Source organism: Bacillus daqingensis (assembly GCF_042654445.1).
Lineage (GTDB): Bacteria > Bacillota > Bacilli > Bacillales > Salisediminibacteriaceae > Alkalicoccus > Alkalicoccus luteus.
In genome coordinates, this window is sequence record NZ_JBHSGK010000013.1 from 106112 (window position 1) to 123031 (window position 16920).

Genomic DNA, 16920 nt, shown 5'->3' on the forward strand with positions numbered 1-16920 from the left:
ACGCTACACCTCTATCGCAGTTATTTTACGGACAGACAAGAAGCCGATCAGGCTGGAGACGGCTGCACCTGCGAGCAGGATCCGTCCGATTTCGTTCGTGAGAAGTGTTTCCATATAAACCGGGTTGATGGCTGAAATGACAAAAGCAAGTCCAACCGGAAGCAGACCGACTACGAGACCGGACAGCTTGCCCTGAGCGGTGAGCGTCCGGATCTGCCCTTCCATTCTCGCTCGTTCACGGGTCGTTTCCACAATTCGTTCCAGAAGGTAGGCGAGATTGCCTCCGACCTGGCGCTGGATGAGCACCGCTTCCACAAATAAATCCAGGTCATCGCTCGGCATGCGTTCTTTCCAGTCGATCATCGCTTCCTCGATGTTTTTGCCGTACTGCATCGCTTTGATCACCAGCTCCACTTCCTCCTGGATCGGCGGGTAGGACTCCTCTGCTACCATCTGCAGGGACTGCGGCAGGCTGAAGCCTGCTTTCAGGGAGCCGATGATGGACGCAACCATGTCAGGAAACCCTTCGTTAAACTGGCGGATCCGCTTTTTGCGGCGCATGTTGAGCCAGATCTCCGCCATGGCGTAAACACCACCCGCACCAGCGATCAGCAGCAGGAGAGGTGCTTCGGCAATGTAGAGCAGCGCTGAAACGATGATGACGGCAAACAGCTTGAAGACGACGAATTCCTCCGGCTTGATCGGCAGCCCGGCGACGCTCAGCCGCTGTTCGAGCAGCTTTTTGCGGCGGCTTTTTCTGCCCCGCCTGACGATCAGTGCTTTCATGCGGCGGTTGGAGCTTTTCAGCGTTTCCTTTAATGACGGCCCAGGCGACGCTCCGTCAGCCGGGCGGAGGAGCTGAGCTGCGGCGAGCATGGAGAGAAACAAAAACAGAAACAACGAACCTGCTGCGGCGTATAGCACGGGTCACCCCTCCTCTGCAGTGAAAATCGACGGCGGAAGATGGATGCCCTCGTATTCCATCTGCTCATAAAATTTAGGCCGCACACCGGTGGGAACGAGCTTTCCGAGAATACGTCCTTCCCGGTCGACGCCCTCCTGACGAAAAACGAAGATGTCCTGCAGCACGATCACATCGCCTTCCATTCCCTGTACTTCGGTGATGTTTGTGATCCGCCTTGTGCCGTCCTTCATGCGGGACTGCTGAATGATGACGTCAAGGGCGCTTGCGATCTGCTTGCGGATGGCTTTTAGCGGCAAATCCATCCCGGCCATGAGCACCATCGTTTCCAGGCGCGATATCATGTCGCGCGGGCTGTTCGAGTGACCGGTGGCAAGCGAACCTTCGTGGCCGGTGTTCATCGCCTGCAGCATGTCAAGCGCCTCCCCGCTCCGCACCTCGCCGACGACAATACGATCCGGGCGCATCCGAAGCGAGTTACGGACGAGGTCGCGGATCGAGACGACGCCCTCGCCTTCGATGTTTGGCGGCCTTGATTCCAGGCGGACGACGTGCTCCTGGCCCAGCTGCAGCTCTGCGGCGTCTTCGATCGTGACGATCCGGTCCCGATTGTCGATAAAGGAGGATAGCACGTTCAGCGTCGTCGTTTTTCCGGAACCGGTACCGCCGCTGACAAAAATGTTCAGCCTCGCCTGCACGCAGGCTTTGATAAACGAAGCCATCTCTTCTGTCAGCGTGCCAAAGCGGATCAGGTCATGAATCGTAAATGGATCCTTGGCAAATTTCCGCACCGTGATCGTCGGACCACCGAGCGCGAGCGGCGGAATGATGGCGTTCACACGAGAGCCGTCCTTCAGCCGGGCATCGACCATCGGGCTGCTCTCATCGATCCGCCTTCCGAGCGGGGCAGTGATTTTCTCGAGCACCGCCATAATATGCTCATTATCACGGAAGGTGATATCAGTCAGCTGAATGCGGCCGTTTATTTCGGCATAGACTTTGTCGGGCCCGTTTACCATCACTTCTGTCACCTGTTCATCCAGCAGGAGCGGGTTGATCGGACCGTATCCGGTGAGATCGTTCACGAGCTCCTTGCGCAGCGATGCGGTATCCGCTGTATCTGAAATGTGTTCATGCTCGTCGATCAGCTCCTGGATGATCGCATCGAGATCATCGACGATTTGGTCTACGTGATCTGATTTACGTTCTTTTAAAATGTAGTCAAGCGTCAGCTTCTTCAATTCGCTTTGATCGGTTGTCACGGCAGCCGGCTGCTTTTTTTCCGGCACGTAAAGCTCCGGAGCAGGTTCCGGCTTCGGCGGAGCTGAGAGCTCAGCATCAGCTTTCTGATTCTTTGACTGCAGTTTCTCTAATAAACTCATGCTGACGCTCCTCCTTCCATTTCCACTTTCTGCGTGGCTTCACCGGAGTTTCCTCTCTGTGTGAAGCGGCTTTCGCTACAGCCTTGGCATATCGGCCCTTCGGCTGCGTCCGTACGAGCGGCACCCCTGTTTCCATACTGACTGCCAGCGCTCTCGCTGCGTCCGGTACTGGACAAACTGCCGCACCCCCGCTTATCTCTTTCGCCTCTTTCGCTTGTATAAACGCTGTCTTTTTCTGTTCGGTATACACAAGCGTCAGCTTGTCTTTTAAATGCAGTGCTTCGAGCGTTTCGATCAACAGCTTCGTGTTCTTTGCCCTGGCAAGCCCCGGAGCTGTCACGATCATGATCCGGTCCGCCGCTTCAAACAATGCCAGGTTCAGCTCGGTCAATCCAGCGGCAGTATCGACGATAATCGTATCTGCATGTGTTCCAAGTGCCTGCACGGCCTCTGTTACAAATCCCGGCTTCACAAGCTCCGCATATTCCGGACGCACCGGCGCCGCCAGCACGCGGATGCCGCTCTCGTGCAGCAGGCAGTAGCTGCGGATATCGGTTGTATCGTTCCGCTCTGCCGCTTCTTTCATCGTGATGACCGGATCGAGATTCAGCATCAGAGCTGCATCTCCAAAAGCGGTATCTGCATCGATTAACGCCGTTTTCTTCCCTTCGGAGGCGTTGACGGCTGCTACGTTGACGGCAAAGGTGGTTTTTCCCGTTCCTCCGGAAGAGCTTGCGATAACGATCACTGCTGGTTTTTTATCCATGATGAAGCCCCCTCCCTATTCGTCTATTTCAAGACGGGTGATCCGGCTGCTGATCCAGCCTTCCTCGTCTTCGTCCGGCACCGCTACGTAATACCAGGCACGACCGTCATCATCTTCTTCCTCTTCCTGGAGAAATGGGAGCTCGTCACCTTTATCGACTGCTGTAACCACGTTCGCATTTAGGGACGGCCCTTCCCGGACGAGCGCCTTTTCCGCAACCGGCACGACCGATTCCTGAGCGGGCTCCTCTTCAGCTTCCTCGTCTTCCGCAGCGGTCTCTTCTTCCGGCATCTCCTCCTCTTCTGCCTCCTCCTCCTCGACTTCACCGCCAAGCTTACTGTGAAGGGTCAGCTGCAGGCTGCCCGTTTCGGAAGCATGGATCACGTTAAGCGCTTCTTCCGGTTTCATTTCAAAGGTAACAGAATGGTACTCTTCTTCTGTCTCTCCTTCCTCGTTCACCTCAATCATGCGTTCCCCGACGGCAAGCACACGTACTTTTTCCTGCAGTACGGTCGTTTCGACAGGTCCTTCCTGCGGCTCGACCGACAGCACGATGTCAACGTGATCCTCCGGTTCAATTAAGTTCGAGACAGAGCGGACGTAGTCCACGCTGATCGAAACGGCTCTGTTTCCTTCCTCCAGCTTTTTCGATACAAAATCGCTTTCCAGACCTTCTCCGTCCAGCCGGTGCTGTAAAATGATTTCGCCTTCCCGGAGAGGTGCTGCCGTGAAACGGCCGCTCACTTCCTCCAGCGCAGTAACGGCGTCCGGATGCAGATCATCTGCGGGAACTTCTTTCGTGGACACCATCTCTTCGCGCAGTTCCGTATAAGGCTCGATATCACTGCCGGCGACAACCGCCTCCACGGTTTCCACCGGTTCCGGCTGCGAGCCGGCTGCCTCGTTCATATAGACGTAAAATAAACCCGTTGTCATGAGACCGGCTGCTGCTGCCAGCAGCATGATCCGTTTCGCTTTCATACACCACACACCACCTGTCTGAAATTTTTATTTAATGAGCCGGACGGTATACGCGCCTTTATCTGGCGCGGGCGCTTCTCCGGCTTCGCCTGGACCGGCTCGTCTGATGAACGTGCCGCGAATGGAATCATCATTTTTGCCCATCGGATCATGCACGTAAAAATAGGCAAACCCTGTAATACGGATCGATTTCAGCTGTTTGTTGGATTTCTCGTGAGGCACGTATACGATTACAAGCATCACGCGGGAGCAGTCCCGTTCCGCTAGTCCCTCAGCAGGGTACGGACAGTTGGCGATGCGGTGGTTGATGCCTGCTCTTGTCGGACCGGCGATATTACCGGTCTGCGTCTGAATGATGTCGCCTATGGCAAGCTCTCCCTGATAGCCGTATGTCAGACTGGACTGGTAGCTTTGCGCCCCCGGACCTCCAAGCGCCAGTATTCCGAAATGCCCGCCTTCACCGTCGCCGCTGTCGACTTTCAAATCATAGTCCTGCCCGTACACGAGCGGAATCGATTCATCGATACCGAGCGGCACCGCTTTCGTTGCACGCGCAATCGGTTCAATCGCTGCCTTCGCCTCGACTTCGACCGGGATGGTTTCCTGCCCGAACAGGGAAGCAAAAAAGACGGGTGCCGGCCTCCCGACTGTGACATGTACCTCGGTCGATGTGACATTAACCGACTGAAGACTGCCCGCTTCATTGTGAGCGGCCATAACTTCCTGAACGACTCCTTCAACCGCAGCCTGGCTGTTTGGTATTTCCTGTGCGCCAGAAAGTGCTGCGGCGTTTGCTGTTTTCTGCAGATGGCTTTTCGTCGAATACAGCTGGCCGCCGTCGACAACAAACCCCGTGGCAGCGAGCACGAACAGCATGGCTACGGCTGACATGACAAGCATGCTTCCGGATTCCTTTGCGAAAAATGATTTCATTCGGTTGTCCCCCTTCACTCCACGCGGATCGTGGAGCTCGCGCGGACTTCATATGGAATTGAGGCTGTGCCAAGTACGCCCAGCACCTGCTCCGGGTACGTGAGCTCTACGGTGACGTACGTTCCCGGAGCCCGGCTTCCGGACGGTGAAATCGACACCTGCAGCCCGTCGGTTCTGGTTGCGTTGTTCGCGACGTAGGTTTGAATCGCGCCATCCGTTTCTCCAAGACCGCCAAGCCTTACCGATTCCTGAGCCACAAGCTGCAGCTCCAGCTGAGTATAGAGTACACGCCCAAAATCGACGATGCCGACGACTAAGATAATAAACACCGGAAGCAAAAGCGCGAATTCGACGAGCGACTGCCCGGTCTGTTTACGGATCATGAGAGGACACCTCCGCCAATCACGAGTGCGCAAGCCGCTCCAAGTGCAATGGGAATCCCGTATGGAATCGCCCGGTATGCAGTGATGTCCTGTCCCCTTCGAACCCGCCGGTAGCGGATCAGGATCACGGCTGCTGCAATCACGCCGCCGATCAAGGCCGTATAAAGAAAGGCGCTGAAGACAAAGCCTGGTCCCATCAGCGCGCCGATCACCCCGAGCATTTTCACGTCGCCTGCACCGATTCCCTTCATTAGATAAGGGATCAGCAGCAGCCCCATCCCGGCGAGGAGACCGAGAAAGGAATAGCCGACCCCGGCAGCCCCGGCCTCTGCACCGTGCAGAATGAACGCGGCTCCCAGGGCCGGCGCGAGAACTGCATTATAGATTTTCCGCTTTCTCCAGTCGGTGATAACGCAAATGACGATCATCGTAATCAATACTGCTGCTAGCATGCTATCCCGTCCTTTCCAGCCTGTAATGGTTGTAAAAAAGGCAGCCCCGGATGCTGTGAGGGGCCGCCTTTTCCGGTACTATAATGCAATCAGCTGCCTCCGCCGCCTCCGCCGCCGCCAACTGCGCCGGAAATTTGAGACGCGATGTTTGCAAACAGGCCGTCCAGTGCGCCTGTGAGCAGTGCGACTGCTGCGACTGCGATAACGGCGATGCCGCCAAGAATGAGTCCGTATTCCGTCATGCCCTGTCCATCTTCTTCCTTCAGAAAGCTCATCATCCAGTTTGTCATTTTCCCCATCTCCTCATTGTTTTTTTGTGATAGAATGATCTTACCGCACGTCCGACGACAACAACTGCTCAGCTTGAGCGGGAGTCTCTTCGATACGAAGCTGCTCTCCGGGCGAAAGCCGAATCCGACTGACCGTTCCGGTCGGAAGTTCGAGAACGGAGCGGGTCCGCGGAAACCGCCTGCCGATTCGGTTCGGGATCAGATGTTCTTCGATCCCGGTAATGATGCCGCTCTCATCCAGGTACACGACGTCAATGTTCACTTTCATGAAAAACGTGTGTATCGCTGTACAAGGCTTCAAGTGGATCCCTCCGCCAGCATGCCGCTGGAACATGAGGCCTTTGAAGCGCGGCCAGAACCGGTAGGCAGGAAGCCCGTTCTCTGTGATCAGGCGGTTCGACTTTCGCTCTGTCACCTTCAGCATCGAATCTCCTCCTGTCTTTCTTGGGGTGGCTCAACCTGTGCTACAATTCCTATTATGTCCTGCTTCTCCAAAAGCAACCATCCCCCATCCCTCCTGTTGACCTATTTTTGTTCTTAATAAGAAACACATCCTATCTTTTAATTCGTCTAAACGAACAATAATAGGCATTAAGACATTTATGAAAGTCCTTAAATAACTTATTTTAATCATTTATACTTTATTATTTCTATTTTATTCCATTTAAAAGAATCTTAAGATTCAGGAAGGGGTCTAAAAAGCCCTTCCATTAACTGCTCAGGCACCACAAATAAGCCGGCACGCTTCGAGCGTGCCGGCTGCTTCATCATGAACGTTTTTATCGCTGGTAGATAAGCTGATACACTTTTGAAATCGCCTGGGCCCGATCGGCCACGTTCAGCTTTTGAAAGATTTTGGTGATATGGTTTTTCACCGTATGGTCGCTGATAAACAGCGTACCGGCAATTTCCTTGTTTGTGCTGCCTTTAACAAGCTGGTCGAGTACTTCTTTTTCCCGCGGAGACAAGGGCAGATCTGCATCGAGAATCGAAAACGACTCGGCTTCCTCTTGCTTTCCGTCCAGCTCGAATTCAGCCTCTTGAAACACGTGATTTTCTACGATTCCGCAAAACAGCTCCGTCAGCTCCGGATCGATCCCGAGCTCTTTTGCCGCTGTGGAATCCTCCTCTTCGGCAAAGGCAAACAGCAGTGCAATCAGCTTCGCGGCGGTTGAAGCACTTCTCCACGATTCCGGGTAAAGAAACAGCTGTCTCGCTTCACCCGCAGCATCCGCCGTCTCGCGTGTTTTCAACACCGTCGACAAGTAAAGACTGCTGTAGGAGGAAAGCCTGCACACAGTCAATACGGTATGCACCGTTTCTTCCGGCACGTCCATGACCGAAAGCACCCGGTCGGCCGTTCGTGTTAACAGGGCGCTGCGAGTCCGTGCATCCGGATCAAATTCGGCGGCAGCACTTTCCAGCACCGTAATCACCTGTTCCTCCACGTCATCCCAGCGCTGCATCGCCCGCTGCAGACTGATCGCTCCTAATACGGATAACGACTGCAGAAAAGCGAGCAGCTTCTCCAGCTCCTCCCCGACGAGAGAACCGCCATCGACTCCGTAAACGCCGATCAGCTCTCCCCTGTGGAGAAACGGACATTCGATGACAGCGCTCCCATCCTGCATCAGCTGCACGGACGGCAGGGTGCCTGCGTAACCGTCAGCGTGAAAATACCTGCCGGCTGCTTCCTTAGCATACTGCTCCAGCAGCGGCTGCTGCCTGCCCCGTGACACCAGCTGCATGCGTCCTGTCAGCGGTGACTGCACGAACATATAGGAAAAAGTACTCTCTGTCAGCTGCAGGCCGATATCAACAAGCATGTACATAATTTTCCTCACGTCGCCTGCATAAGTCATCGTCATGCATAGATCCATGAGCGAATGAAGCTGCACGCGGTAGGCCTCATTTTCCAGCTTTAACGATGCTAGCAGCTCGGACGTTCCCAGCATGGAGGCAAGCAGCCTTCCCTGCTCTCCGGCTGCTGATGACGGGGCAGACGTTTCCGTCCCTGCAAAAAAGAGCAGAGGCGAACCGTCACGGTGCGTGATTGGACAGCAGTACAAATAAGCTGCATCTATTCCCTTTTCCCGGAATAAACTCCCACGGCTGTCCGCTTGCACGTGCTCCCAGATCGATTCATGCTTTCCGAGCAAGGCTCGTCCTAAAAACCCCTCTCCACTTCGAAACCGGCTTTCCGCCAGTGCAGCTGCCGTCCCCTGGACATCGGTAATACTAAATAAATCGTCGTCTATTTCTTCTGCAATACCTGCAAAGTCAAATACTGAACCGGCTCCCGAAGCACGCTGAAGAAACGCAGTCCGGTCCGGTTCCCGGCCCTCCATGCTGTTGATGAGCGGCAGCTGACCGCCGGCTGATTGTTCCAGCAAGAGAGCCGCCCGCTCTAATTCCGAGGTCCACCTTCGTTCCTGGTCATCTGTCCAATCTGCGGTAGCAGCAGTGAGCGTCTCCCACCTGCCGTCCCCATACCGCTGCCGAAGGACCTCCGGAAGCTTTTTTTTAACATCCGGCTCTGCCGCAGTTCCAGCAAAAAGAATGTAATTCCCCATCGAGAACGGACGGACAAAGCTGAATAAGCCAGGTATAAAATCAAAAGCGGTTACACGGTCAGGGAACTGATAATCGTGAATGTAGTGAGCAAAATCCTGCTCCGTCTTCGCATCTGACCGCCGCACGAGCTCGTGGAACATCTCATCTATGCCGATCGGTTCCACTACCGGTTTTCCGCTTCGGTTTACAACATAAAGCGTCAGGCCCAGCCTTTCGCTGTAAAGGTTCAGGATCGTTTCAACTATTGCTCGATTCAGGCTCATGATCGCTCCCCTCCGGGAACCCGGACCGCTAAACCGTTCGTCAAGATGACCGCCCCCTTCTTTATTCCGTACCTTTCTCTATACTTCTCTGTTACGTGCTAATTTCCTTCTTTTGGCTGAGAAAAAGGAGGTTGTATGTGTAATAATACCTGCTTTGTACACATCGGTTGTAATGGGACAACGTTGTTCCATGCCTTCTGCTGTGCTGCAGCTAACAAATTAAAAAAGCCGGCATCCCGGCTTTTACAAAAGATACACGATCGATGTGATTGTTAACTTGAGATTCTAGTTGGAAAATGCCTCGACTAGCTGCAGCACAGCTGGACCGAGCAGGATGATAAAAAGCGTCGGAAAAATAAAGATGACAAGCGGAAACAGCATTTTGATCGGTGCTTTCATTGCTGCTTCCTCGGCGTGCTGCTTGCGTTTTTCCCGAATGTCTTCGGTTTGAACACGCAGCACCGACACCATACCGATGCCGAGCTTTTCAGCTTGAATGACGTTATAAATCAGCGCGCGCAGCTCTTCCAGTGCCAGCCGGTCGTTGATAGCAGACAATGCGGCACGGCGCGTCTGGCCAAGGCGGACCTCCTCCAGGTACGTCTTAAACTCCCCTGAAAGAATACCGTCTTTCTTCTCCACGACTTTGCTGACGGCCGCATCAAAGCCGAGGCCCGCTTCCAAACTGATCGTAAATAAGTCCATCGTATCCGGCAGCTCCTTTAACGCCTGTTTTCCACGGGCACGAGTCCGGCTGCGCAGCATCAGCTTCGGATAGATGGCAGCAGCGAGCAGCCCAAGCAATGAGAGCAGCATCACTATTGGCACTGCCGCTCCCAGCAGCAGAGAAAACCCGGCCATAAAGAGCGGGAGAGCCATCATCAGTATGTTCTGCAGCAGCCGAAATTCTACCGGACCCATGCCGTAAGGAGAGCCCGCCTGAAGCAGCTGCGTTTCCAGCTTTTGTACGCTGGCCCGCTTGAGGCGGCGCTGCTGCTTCTTTTTTGTTCTGCGCCAAAGCGGAGCGATCAGCCGGTCATAAAAAGAACGCTCTTCCTCCGGTTCAGCTGGCTGGCCGTAGCCGACAGCAAACTGCTGTATCCGTTCGCGGCGCAGTATGCGTTCTGCCTGCAGCGCCAGAAAGGCTGCCACGCTCAGCGTTATGCTCGTAAAAACGAGGACGATAAGCCAGATCATCTGCTACACCTCAATCGTTGTAATCTTGCGCACGAATAAAAATCCGATGACGCCGGAGACCGCTGCGATCAAAAGCATGATCTGACCGATCGTCTCCACAAACAAGGTCTGCATATATTCCGGGTTCATGAGATAAATAACGAACCCCAGCACCGCCGGAAGTAAACCGATGATAATCCCGGACAGCTTCCCCTGCGCGGTCAGGGTCCGAATCTGGCCCTCAATTCTCGTTCGCTCCCGCATCGTCTCCACGATTTTCTCCAGCAAATAAGCGAGGTTTCCACCTACTTGACGCTGAATCAAAATTGCTTCGACGAGTAAATCCAGATCCGCACTCGGCATTCTTGTTTTCCAGTCGATCATCGCTTCTTCTACATTTTTCCCGTACTGCATGGATTTAATGACAAACTCTGTTTCCTCTTTGATCGGTGAGTATGATTCTTCTGCAATCATCTGCAGCGACTGCGGCAGACTGAAACCCGCCTTCAGTGAACCGATGATCGACGTGATCATATCCGGCAGCCCCTCGTTAAACTGCTTGATTCGCTTGCGCTGTTTTGCTTTCAGCCAGATGCTGCTCATCATGTAGGCCGAGGCAGCTCCGAGAAGCGGCAGAAGCAGCTGCTGGGTGATGATTTGCAGCAGGCCGCCCAGGATGAGTGCTGCGAACAGTTGAAAGACGACAAATTCTTCCGGTTTAATTGGCAGTCCAGCTGCACTGAGGCGCTGCTCCAGCGCATCTTTGCGGCGGCTTTTTTTACGATGCCGAACGAGAAACAGCTTCATACGCCGGTTGGAGGCTTTCAAGCTTTCCTTCAGCGACCAGCGCTGATCTGCGCCTTGGTCTGGGCGAAGCAGAGAAGCGATCGCGGCTAAAAATAGAAAGATTGTCAGATACAGTCCAGCTGCAGCGGCAATTCCCATCTGCTACGCCTCCTTTTCCGTGAAAATCGACGGCGGCAAATAGATGCCTTCGTATTCCATGCGCTCATAAAAATGAGGCCGGACGCCCGTCGGAACGAGCCTGCCGATGATTTTACCGTTTTCGTCAACGCCGCTCTGCCGGAAGACGAAAATGTCCTGCAGCACGATCACGTCGCCTTCCATCCCCTGCACTTCCGTGATGTTCGTAATGCGCCGTGATCCGTCTTTGAGGCGCGATTGCTGAATGATGACGTCAAGGGCACCGGCGATCTGCTTGCGGATCGCTTTAATCGGCAGCTCCATACCTGCCATAAGCACCATCGTTTCCAGGCGGGAAATCATGTCGCGCGGACTGTTTGAGTGCCCGGTGGCGAGAGAGCCGTCGTGACCGGTGTTCATCGCCTGCAGCATATCCAGCGCTTCCCCGCTTCGCACTTCTCCAATCACGATCCGGTCGGGACGCATCCGCAGCGAGTTGCGGACGAGATCGCGAATCGTCACCGCTCCTTCGCCTTCGATATTCGGCGGTCGTGATTCCAGGCTGACGACGTGCTCCTGCCCGAGCTGCAGTTCGGCTGCGTCCTCAATCGTGACGATGCGGTCATCGTTCGCGATAAACGAGGAAAGCACGTTCAGTGTCGTCGTCTTACCGGAGCCCGTGCCGCCGCTGACAAAGATGTTCAGCTTCGCCTTCACGCACGCCTGAATAAAGGCAGCCATTTCTTCGGTAAGCGTTCCGAAGCGGATCAGGTCGTGAATCGTAAAGGGATCCTTCGAAAACTTTCGAATCGTAATGGTCGGTCCGCCAAGCGCGAGCGGCGGTATAATGGCGTTCACACGGGATCCATCCTTCAGACGGGCATCCACCATCGGGCTGCTTTCATCAATGCGCCTGCCGAGCGGAGCCGTGATTTTTTCCAGCACGGCCATGACGTGATCGTTATCCCGGAAGGTGACGTCGGTCAGCTGTATCCGTCCGCCGATTTCGGCATATACGCTTTTCGGACCGTTCACCATCACCTCGGTCACATTCTCATCGAGCAGCAGCGGATTGATCGGACCGTAGCCGGTAAGATCGTTTGTCAGATCCTCGATCAGCTTTGCCATATTGGGAATGTGGGTGATGTGCTCATTTTCCTGCACAATTTCCTTTAAGATTGCTTCCAGATCGTCCACAATTGCATCAATGTCATCGGATTTACGCTCTTTTAAAATATAGTTCAGCGCCAGCTCCTTCATTTCCTTCATTTCTTTCATCTCGTCTTTTGAATCGAGCGTAATCGCCTTTTTCGACTGCGGCTTCGGCTTTGGCACTTCCAGTTCAGGCAGCTTTTCTTCTGGCGCAGCCGGCGGAGCAGCTTCAGATGTCGGATTCTTTGACTGCAGCTTTGCGAGCAGGCTCATGACGCTTCATCTCCTTCCACTTCGTCCATTTGCGCAGCTTTTCGGGCAGAGCCGGTTTTGGCTCGAACAGATGACGGATCTCAGATCGTATCGCTCCTGCATAGGCACCGCGCGGATGTGACACAACAACCGGCACTCCCGTTTCCATACTTTCTGCTAGCTCGTCTGCGGCATTCGGCAGCACAACGAGCCGCTCTGCTGCGCAGATAACCGCAGCTTCAGCTGGTTTTACGAATGCCTTTCGTTTTTGCTCTACCGATACGAGGGCCAGCTTTTCTTTCAGCTCCAGCGCCTCCATCGTATCGACGAACAGCTTTGTATTTTTCATGCGGGCAAGTCCCGGGGCTGTTACGGCATAAATCTGATCAGCCAGCTCAAAGGACGGAAGGCTGAGCGCGTGAAGGCCTGTTCCCGCATCTATGACGATCACGTCGAAGGTTTGCCGGAGGGAATCAATGGCGTCAGCGAAAAAGTCCGCTGTTATTAACTCAGCAAACTCTGGACGTACCGGTGCTGCGAGCAGAAACAGACCGGATTCATGTTTGAGGCAGTAGTCAGCGATGCGGCTGCTGTCCTGTCGTTCTGCCGCTTCCTTCAGTGTAAGGTGAGGCTGAAGATGAAGAAACAGTGCTCCGTCGCCGAAAGCTGCGTCCGCGTCGACGAGTACAGTTTTTTTGCCTGATTTCGCAAGCTCTACAGCTATATTTACGGCAAAACTTGTCTGGCCGGTGCCTCCGGCTGCACTTCCTGCTGCAATCACTCGGATGGTTTCGTCCATGAAAGCCTCTCCTCTCGTCAGTCTGTTTCTTTGCGGGCAATGCGGCTGCTGATCCAGCCTTCTTCTTCCTCTGGAAGTGCTACGTAATACCACGTACGCCCTTCCTCATCCTTTGCTTCCTCATCGAGGTAAGGCAGCTCCTCGTCTTTATCCACTGCTGTGATCACATCTTCATCAAGTGACGGGCCTGAACGGACGAGTGCACGCTCTACGACCGGAACGACAAACGCTTCTGTCTCTGCCTCTTCTTCTGCCGCTTCTGCTTCAGCAGCTTCTTCCTTCTCCATGTCATCAGCTTCATCTTCTTCATCAGGCTGATCCCGCTTGCTGTGAAGCGCGAGCTGCAGGCTGCCTCGCTCCGAAGCCTGAATCACACTCAGCGCCTCCTCCGGCTTCAGCTCAAACGTAACGGCGTGATACTCGTCTTCCGTTCCTTCTTCCTCATTCGTTTCTACCATCCGCTCTCCTACTGCCAATACGCGGACGTTTTCTAATAGCATCGTCGTTTCAATCGGTCCAGCTTCTTTTTCTTCTGATAAGACAATATCAACCGTGTCCTCCGGTTCAATTAAATTGGAGACGGAACGCACAAAATCGACGCTGATGGAAATAGCCCGGCTGCCGGAGCTGAGTTTTTTTGACACGTAGTCGCTTTCGAGACCTTCCCCGTCAAGCCGGTGATACATGACTAATTCTCCTTCGCGAATTGGAGCCGCGGCAAAGCGCCCGATGATCTCTTCCGGGTTCGCGACTGCTTCTGGATGAACGTCCTCTTCCGGAACTTGCTTGACCGTCAGCATATCTTCTTTGAGCTCTGTATATTGGTCGATGTCAACAGCAGCTGCAGTCACCTTTGTCATGACAGGCGGGTCAGGCTGAGAACCGGCTGCTTCGTTCACATACATATAAAAGAGTCCTGTTGTAATTAGTCCTGCCAGCACGGCCAGCAATAAAATCCGTTTCGCTTTCATCATCTGCACCACCTGCTTGGTTTAAAATATGTTCCCCTATCGTTTCAGCCTGACCGTATACGCGCCTTTGTCCGGTGCCGGCTGCTCGCCGGCCGTTCCAGGACCGGTACGTCGGATGAACGTCCCGCGGATGCTGTCATCGTTGCTGCCCATGCGCTCGCTGACGTAAAAGTAGGCAAAACCGGTGATTCTTATTGATTTTAGCTGATTGGTTGATTTCTCATGCGGTTTATACACAATGACGAGCATCACCCGCGGACAGTCACGCTGCTGATAGTCTCCGTCCGGGTAAGGGCACGTATCAATTCTGTGGTTGATGCCTTTTCGAGTTGCTCCGGCAATGTTACCCGTTTGAGTTGGTACAATATCACCGATTTTCAACTCCTGCTGAAAGCCGTGCATCAAACTGTTTTCATAATTTTGTGCCCCAGGCCCCGCCAGGGCGAGTACGCCGAAGTTGCCGGCTTCTGAATCTCCGCTGTCCACCTTCAGCTCATATTCCTGGCCATAGACGAGCGGGATCGACTCGTTAATTCCGAGCGGAACCGCTCCGATCCCGCTTGCAATCGGATCGATCCCTGCCTTCGCCTCCACTTCAAGTGTCATCGCTTCCTGTCCGAACAAGGAGCCGAAAAACAACGGCACGCTTCTGCCGAGGCGGACCTGCAGTTCATTGCCGGAAACATCAGCGGCAAGCAGACTTCCCGTTTCATTATGAGAACCGATAATCTCCTCTACGACATTTTTAACGGCGGTTTCACTTGCAGGTATTTCCTGCGCACCGGAAAGCGCCGCTGCGTTAGCCGTTTTTTGCAGGTGGCTTTTCGTCACGTACATGTTCCCTCCGTCAATGACGAGCCCGAGCAAGAGCAGAATCAGCAGCATGCTGAAGCCCGTCATCACGAGTACACTGCCGGACTCTTCCTGTTTGAATGTCCTCATGTTTTCACCTCTCACTCGATCCGAATCGTAGAGCTTGTACGTACGGTATAAGGAATCGCCGCCTGCCCGAAGATGCCAAAAAACTCTTCGGGATATTCGAGCGTGACAATGACATATTTGCCTGTTTCTCTCATCACGGAAGGATCGGGCTCTTGTACAACCTTCACGTCTACCTCCAGCAGTGCGCTGTCTCTGCTCGTTTTTGCTTTTGCAAACTTATCAATGTAGGCAGACGTTTCACCAAATCCGCCTAGCCTTGCTGATTCCTGGGCAACGAGCTCCAGCTCCAGATGGGTGTACAGGACGCGTCCGAAGTCGACGATGCCGACAACGAGGAGCAGAAAGACAGGCAGCATGATGGCGAATTCCACCATCGACTGGCCGGATTGTTTCTTCATCATCCTGTCCCGCCCCCTGTCATAAGAGCGAGCAGCGTTCCGATGGCTATCGGAACCCCGTACGGAAACGCCTTGAGCCAGCGGTCCCCGTTCCAACCGGCTCGAAACAGGCGGCCGCGAATCGATACGATCACGAGCGCGATCAAGCCTCCTGTGAGCGCAGTGTATAAAAAAGCATCAAACACGAAAGCTGGTCCCATGAGCGCACCGATCACGCCGAGCAGCTTCACGTCTCCTGCCCCCATTCCCCCCAGCAGATAAGGTATGATAAGCAGTCCAAGACCTGTAAAAAGTCCGAGGAAGGAATAGCCGAAGCCGGAAAGACCTGCTTGCAGACCGTGCAGCAAAAATGCGGCAGCAAGCACCGGCAAGAGCACGTTGTTGTAAATTTTGCGGTCGCTGAGATCGGTCCAGACACAGACCGCTGTCAAACTAAGTAAAAGCAGTATCGCCATATCCGCCATCCTTTCCTCGAGGTTTTACATATCGTGAAAAAGGCAGCTCCGTAAGCACGGAGACTGCCTCGTTCGCTGCTTGTGCTTATCCGCCAAGTGTACCCGTAATCTGACCGACGAGATCGGTGAAAAATCCGTTCAGCCCCGGTGTCAGCAGTGCGATGACTGCAATTGCGATGACGGCGATTCCTCCGAGAATTAAGCCGTACTCCGTCATACCCTGTCCATCTTCTTCTCTTACAAATCCTAGCATCCAGTTTTTCATCTTCCCCACTCCTTCAATTAGTTAAGTATGTTCCTTAAACATGGTGCGACGACATTGACAGCGGAGCTCTTTCTTCCAAAAGGAGGTGCTGACCCGGATCCAGCTGCATCGCTTCAAGCGAGCCTTCCGATAATTCCAGCACAGAAGTCGTTCCCGGAAAAGCTGCTCCGAGCCGGTATGGCGCGAGTGAGGCCTCCACTCCGGTGATGCGGAGATCCTTATCCAGATAGACAACGTCGATCGGAACCCGCATGAACCACGTATGCACCCTTTTGCAAGGCTGTAAGTGCAAGGCTCTTACTTGCTTTTGCAGCATCAGCCCTTTAAATCTGGGCCAGAACCGATACGCCGTATTTCCTTCTTCGGTTAGCACCCGTCCGGTTTCCCGGACGATCACCTGCATCATGAGCCACCTCCTTTTGTCGAATTGAGATCCGCTTTACATTGCTTATTATGGGCTGAACCGCCCGGGTACACTATCCCCCTCCGCTCCTGTTCTCTCTGTTGAACCTTTATTAAGACCGTACCCCTATTTAAGGTACTGCTTTCCTTTTCGCTCCCATTTCGTTTTGCCCGTGCCAAAAGACGCAAAAACTCCCGCAGCCTATGAAAAGGCACGAGAGCTTCTTGTTAATGGATA

At 53.9% G+C, this 16920-nt stretch carries 20 protein-coding genes; all 20 read right to left on the reverse strand.

Annotated elements, in window-relative coordinates; genetic code table 11:
- Positions 1–3: 3 nt before the first annotated feature.
- The 20 genes from ACFO4L_RS11690 to ACFO4L_RS11785 all read right to left on the reverse strand — a co-directional run bounded on the left by ACFO4L_RS11690 (position 4) and on the right by ACFO4L_RS11785 (position 16686).
- Positions 4–924 carry a type II secretion system F family protein gene (locus tag ACFO4L_RS11690; RefSeq protein WP_377909855.1) on the reverse strand — a complete coding sequence of 307 codons (921 nt, stop codon included), beginning with the start codon at positions 922–924 and terminating at the stop codon, positions 4–6.
- Positions 925–927: 3 nt separating this feature from the next.
- Complete coding sequence (locus ACFO4L_RS11695) at positions 928–2304, reverse strand: CpaF family protein (protein ID WP_377909856.1); 1377 nt, start codon at positions 2302–2304, stop codon at positions 928–930.
- Positions 2261–3070 (reverse strand): AAA family ATPase, encoded by an 810-nt coding sequence (locus ACFO4L_RS11700; protein WP_377909857.1) that lies wholly within the window; start codon positions 3068–3070, stop codon positions 2261–2263. Before ACFO4L_RS11700 ends, ACFO4L_RS11695 begins: the two co-directional genes overlap by 44 nt.
- Before the next feature lie 15 nt (positions 3071–3085).
- Entirely contained in the window at positions 3086–4051 is a 966-nt protein-coding gene (gene cpaB / locus ACFO4L_RS11705) for a Flp pilus assembly protein CpaB (RefSeq protein ID WP_377909858.1), read from the reverse strand.
- A gap of 27 nt (positions 4052–4078) precedes the next feature.
- A complete protein-coding gene (locus ACFO4L_RS11710; protein WP_377909859.1) occupies positions 4079–4984 on the reverse strand; it encodes a pilus assembly protein TadG-related protein in 906 nt (301 codons plus the stop codon).
- A gap of 14 nt (positions 4985–4998) precedes the next feature.
- Positions 4999–5367, reverse strand: coding sequence for a TadE/TadG family type IV pilus assembly protein (locus ACFO4L_RS11715; protein ID WP_377909860.1), 369 nt, complete (start codon positions 5365–5367; stop codon positions 4999–5001).
- Positions 5364–5819, reverse strand: coding sequence for an A24 family peptidase (locus ACFO4L_RS11720; protein WP_377909861.1), 456 nt, complete (start codon positions 5817–5819; stop codon positions 5364–5366). The genes ACFO4L_RS11715 and ACFO4L_RS11720 overlap by 4 nt, the downstream gene beginning before the upstream one ends.
- 89 nt (positions 5820–5908) lie before the next feature.
- The gene (locus ACFO4L_RS11725; protein WP_377909862.1) at positions 5909–6109 is read right to left on the reverse strand and encodes a Flp family type IVb pilin; all 201 of its coding nucleotides are present in this window, start codon (positions 6107–6109) and stop codon (positions 5909–5911) included.
- Positions 6110–6149: 40 nt separating this feature from the next.
- Positions 6150–6533 carry a DUF192 domain-containing protein gene (locus ACFO4L_RS11730; protein WP_377909863.1) on the reverse strand — a complete coding sequence of 128 codons (384 nt, stop codon included), beginning with the start codon at positions 6531–6533 and terminating at the stop codon, positions 6150–6152.
- Between the two features lie 355 nt (positions 6534–6888).
- Entirely contained in the window at positions 6889–8946 is a 2058-nt protein-coding gene (locus tag ACFO4L_RS11735) for a helix-turn-helix transcriptional regulator (RefSeq protein WP_377909864.1), read from the reverse strand.
- 285 nt (positions 8947–9231) lie between these two features.
- Complete coding sequence (locus ACFO4L_RS11740; RefSeq protein ID WP_377909865.1) at positions 9232–10143, reverse strand: type II secretion system F family protein; 912 nt, start codon at positions 10141–10143, stop codon at positions 9232–9234.
- Between the two features lie 3 nt (positions 10144–10146).
- Positions 10147–11067: a type II secretion system F family protein gene (locus ACFO4L_RS11745; RefSeq protein ID WP_377909866.1), complete on the reverse strand. Its 921-nt coding sequence runs from the start codon at positions 11065–11067 to the stop codon at positions 10147–10149.
- 3 nt (positions 11068–11070) lie between these two features.
- Positions 11071–12471 carry a CpaF family protein gene (locus tag ACFO4L_RS11750; protein WP_377909867.1) on the reverse strand — a complete coding sequence of 467 codons (1401 nt, stop codon included), beginning with the start codon at positions 12469–12471 and terminating at the stop codon, positions 11071–11073.
- Positions 12428–13249 carry an AAA family ATPase gene (locus ACFO4L_RS11755; RefSeq protein ID WP_377909868.1) on the reverse strand — a complete coding sequence of 274 codons (822 nt, stop codon included), beginning with the start codon at positions 13247–13249 and terminating at the stop codon, positions 12428–12430. Before ACFO4L_RS11755 ends, ACFO4L_RS11750 begins: the two co-directional genes overlap by 44 nt.
- A 17-nt stretch (positions 13250–13266) precedes the next feature.
- A complete protein-coding gene (cpaB, locus tag ACFO4L_RS11760; RefSeq protein WP_377909869.1) occupies positions 13267–14223 on the reverse strand; it encodes a Flp pilus assembly protein CpaB in 957 nt (318 codons plus the stop codon).
- 33 nt (positions 14224–14256) lie between these two features.
- On the reverse strand, positions 14257–15162 hold the full coding sequence (locus ACFO4L_RS11765; RefSeq protein WP_377909870.1) for a pilus assembly protein TadG-related protein: 906 nt from the start codon (positions 15160–15162) through the stop codon (positions 14257–14259).
- An 11-nt stretch (positions 15163–15173) separates the two neighbouring features.
- Positions 15174–15563 carry a TadE/TadG family type IV pilus assembly protein gene (locus ACFO4L_RS11770; RefSeq protein ID WP_377909871.1) on the reverse strand — a complete coding sequence of 130 codons (390 nt, stop codon included), beginning with the start codon at positions 15561–15563 and terminating at the stop codon, positions 15174–15176.
- Positions 15560–16015: an A24 family peptidase gene (locus ACFO4L_RS11775; RefSeq protein WP_377909872.1), complete on the reverse strand. Its 456-nt coding sequence runs from the start codon at positions 16013–16015 to the stop codon at positions 15560–15562. Before ACFO4L_RS11775 ends, ACFO4L_RS11770 begins: the two co-directional genes overlap by 4 nt.
- An 85-nt stretch (positions 16016–16100) precedes the next feature.
- Complete coding sequence (locus tag ACFO4L_RS11780) at positions 16101–16280, reverse strand: Flp family type IVb pilin (protein ID WP_377909873.1); 180 nt, start codon at positions 16278–16280, stop codon at positions 16101–16103.
- 34 nt (positions 16281–16314) lie between these two features.
- Entirely contained in the window at positions 16315–16686 is a 372-nt protein-coding gene (locus ACFO4L_RS11785) for a DUF192 domain-containing protein (protein WP_377909874.1), read from the reverse strand.
- Positions 16687–16920 lie beyond the last annotated feature (234 nt).